Annotated in this window: 1 protein-coding gene; it reads left to right on the top strand. The window is 61.6% G+C overall.

The window, feature by feature from the left end:
• On the top strand, positions 1 to 3,767 hold a 3,767-nt coding region (gene smc / locus PSV43_RS24695), incomplete at its 5' end, for a chromosome segregation protein SMC (RefSeq protein ID WP_300204011.1).
• Positions 3,768 to 3,876 lie beyond the last annotated feature (109 nt).

The following is a 3,876-nucleotide window of genomic DNA, read 5'->3' as shown; positions in this document are numbered from 1 at the left end:
TCACGCTGACCATGGCTGACTGCGAGCAGACCCTGAGCGTGGACTTCAACGAAGTCGCACTGACCCGCCGCGTGTTTCGCGACGGCCGCAGCGAATACCGCCTCAACAACACCATCTGCCGTCTCAAAGACATCCACGACCTCATCGCAGGCACCGGCATCGGACGTGCGGCCTACTCCATCATGGCGCAGGGCCAGATCGACATGCTTCTCAGCTCCAAGCCGGAAGATCGCCGTACGGTTTTCGAAGAAGCCGCCGGCATCACCAAGTTCAAATCGCAGAAGCGGGAAGCGCTGCGCAAGCTCGACTACACCGAGGCCAATCTGCTCCGCGTCGCCGACATCGTCGCGGAAGTGAAGCGCCAGATGGGCACGCTGCAGCGTCAGGCCGCCAAGGCACGCCGCTACCAGACGCTGCTGGAAGATACCCGCCTGCTGGACACCCATCTCGCGCACAAGCAGTACTCCGAATTTGCCGGTGAAAAATCCGAGTCCGAAAATCAGGTGCGCATGATGGCGCAGCAGATCGAGCAGCTTCAGTCCAAACTGCAGATCGCCGAAGCCGAAGCCGCGCAGACCCGCGAGGCCTACCACGCGCTGGAGTCCCAGATCGGCCAGGCACGCCAGCAGGCGCAGGAGCTCCGCTCGCAGATGCAGAGCGCCGAAGGCCGCCTGGGCTTCAACCGCGAGCGCAGTGAGGAACTCGAAGGCCGCATCCGCCAGAACGAAGAGCAGATCGCCTCGAACGAAGAACTGCTCGATCAGGCCCGCCGTGACCTCGCGAACGCCGATGAGCAGTTGCTTGCCATCACTGACAACATCCAGACGCGCCAGCTTGCCGTGAACGAGCACGCCGGACAGCACCAGAACATCATCCCGGAGCGCAACCGCCTGGAAAGCGACCGCCGCGCCATCCGCGAATCGATCCGCCAGTTTGAAGGCCAGATCGCCTCCAGCGAAGCCCGTGCGCAGTCCCTCACCAATCAGATCTCCGGCGACCGCCAGCGCCACGAATCCCTCGCGCATGATCGCCACACCTCGCAGCAGGCGCGTGAGACGAGCCAGATCGAATTCGACGAACTGCAGCGCAACATCCAGGAACTCGAAGAGACGCGCAACCAGCTCGACGAAAAGGCCAAGGACTGCGCCCGCGAGATCATCGAACGCCGCCGCCAGCGCGACGCGATGAACAACGAGCTGAACGACCTCCAGCGCAATCTTACCCAGCGCAAGTCGCGCCTCGAAATCATCGAGCAGCTTCTGCAAAAAGGCGAAGGCCTCTCCGCCGGCACCCAGAAGGTCATCAGCGGCCTCGACAACCCGGACGTGTACAGCGTCGGCGTGCGCGGTCTGCTGGCCTCCAGCATCGAAGTGGAGCCCGACTTCATCACTCCCATCGAAGCCGCGCTTAAAGATCACCTGCAGGCTGTCCTTCTCACGGAGAGCGAACTCGCCGCGCAGATCATCGACCGCCTCACCGATCACAAGATGGGCCGCGCCGCATTGGTGCCGCATGATTTCTGCCATCTGCGCAGCGCCGCAGATCGCGAGCTTCTCCCTGCAGGTGCCCGCGCCTGGGCCACCGACAAGGTGCGCGTCAAGACCGGCGTGCAGAGCCTCATGGATCACCTCCTGCACAATGTCGTCATCGTTGACGATCTGCACACCGCCCTGCGCATGAAGCGCGAGATGCCGCACCTCGCCATCGCCACGATGCGCGGTGAATTCATCACGCATGACGGCATCATCACCGGCGGTGCATCCAAGGAAGAAGGCTCCTCCACGCTGCGCCGTGAGGCCGAAGTACGCCAGCTCCGCACGGAAGTCGAAGCCCTCGAATACCAGTACATGGAGAAGGAGGACGCGGTGAACAACGTCACCGCGCAGCTGGAAGAAATGCAGCGCGAGGAAGTCTCCCTGCGCGAGCAGTCCCAGCGTGCGCGTGAAGGCTTCTCGCAGTTCCAGGGCAAGATCAGCGTCGTCCAGCGCGCCTTGCAGCAGGCCACTGCCAAACTCGAAAGCGTCGAGTGGGACCAGAACCAGATCCTGGACCGCATCGGCGGCTCTGAAAGCCAGATCCAGCAGCTTAACGAAGCAGTGGCCATCGCGCAGGAGCAACTGGCCACCTCACGCGCCCTCGAAAACGAACTCGAACTTGAGATGGAGTCCTTCCTCCGTCGTGAGCTTGAATCCAGCGAGCGCCTCAATGAACTGCGCACCGCGCTGGCCCTTGAGCAGAGCGCCCTGCATTCCATCGAGCGCCAGAAAGCCCCCCTCGGCGTCCGCTTGCAGGAGCTTCAGGCCGGCATCAACCGCTTCTCTGAAGAGATGAACACCTGGCGCATGCGCATCCAGCAGAGCGAGGCGGAAAACGCCCGCTTTGAAGAGCAGATTGCCTCCCAGCGCGACACCATCGGCGCCATCGAAGAACACCTTCAATCCAAGACGGAAGAGCGCGCCTCATTGTTTGAGCAGGTCAGCCAGCTCGAAGCCCAGCTCACGCAACTGCGCCAGAGCTTCAATGGCCTCAACGAATCCCGCAACCGCGCCGAAGTCACACTCACCCGTGTGGATCTGCGTCTCGAAAACCTCATCAATCAGGTGCAGGAGCGTTACAGCTTCCACATCGGAGCCTTTGAGCCTGACTACCACGTCCTGATGGTCACCATCGAAGAGCAGAAGAAGAACCGCACTCGTGGTAAAAAAGGCGCGTCCAATGCAGCCGAGTCCAGCGCATCTGCTGATGGCGTCGAAGCCTCCAACGAAGACGCGGAAGAGCCTGAGGCAGCCGTTGAAGAAACCGGAGTTCCCGAAATCCGCGCGGTCTCCAATCGTGATGACGAAGTGGACATCGACGAGGTCGTCATTCCCGGCGAAGAAGCGCAGCCCGACTGGGCCTTCGTCATGGAGGTCGTCTATGAATTGCGCCAGAAGCTTGAAGGCATCGGCCCGGTCAATCTCGACGCCATCCAGGAGTTCGAAGAACTCGAAGAACGCCACAACTTCCTCGACACCCAGCACAACGACCTCGTCAAATCCAAGGACGAACTGCTGCAGGTCATCGCCAAGATCAACGAGACCACGAAGATCATGTTTGTGGAAACGTTCACGGCGGTGCGCGGCTACTTTAACAACAACTTCCGCGAGCTCTTCGGCCCTGCCGCCAAAGCCGACCTCATGCTGGTGGATGAAAACGATCCGCTGGAAACCGGCATCGAAATCATCGCCAAGCCCCCCGGCAAAAAGCTGCAGACCATCAGCCTCCTTTCCGGTGGCGAGCGCAGCATGACCGCCGTGGCGCTGCTCTTCTCCATCTACCAGGTGAAGCCCAGCCCCTTCTGCGTGCTGGATGAGCTGGACGCCCCGCTGGATGAAACCAACATCGGTCGCTTCCTCAAGATGCTGGACGCCTTCATCGACAACTCCCAGTTCATCATCGTCACGCACAACAAGCGCACGATGAGCCGCGCGGATGTGATCTACGGCGTCACCATGCAGGAGTTCGGCGTCAGCAAGCCCGTCGGCGTCCGCATGACCACCGAAGACACCCGCACCATGGACAAGACCGTCCAGGAACTCGCCCTCGAAGCCCCGAACCAGCCCAACCGCAGGAAGAAGGGCGAGGCCGAAGATGGCTCCGATGCCGAAGCCTCTCCCGACGACGAGCCATCCGACACCGTGCTAGTTCACGAAGACCTCGATGAAGAGCAGGCCCGCCTGACCGCCATCGAAGAGCTGGAGGAACAGTCGCCAGCGGTGTTGGTGTAGGGGGAGCCGAGCCGTCAAGAGGTCAAGCAGTCAAGGCGTTCCGCAGTAGCGAAATCGTCCTCGTCCTCGTCCTCGTCCTCGTCCTCGTCCTCGTCCTCGATCCTGCCGC

Source organism: Prosthecobacter sp. (genome assembly GCF_029946185.1).
GTDB lineage: Bacteria > Verrucomicrobiota > Verrucomicrobiia > Verrucomicrobiales > Verrucomicrobiaceae > Prosthecobacter.
The sequence above is the reverse complement of the archived record's forward strand: the minus strand, read 5'-3'. Positions and strand labels throughout refer to the sequence as shown.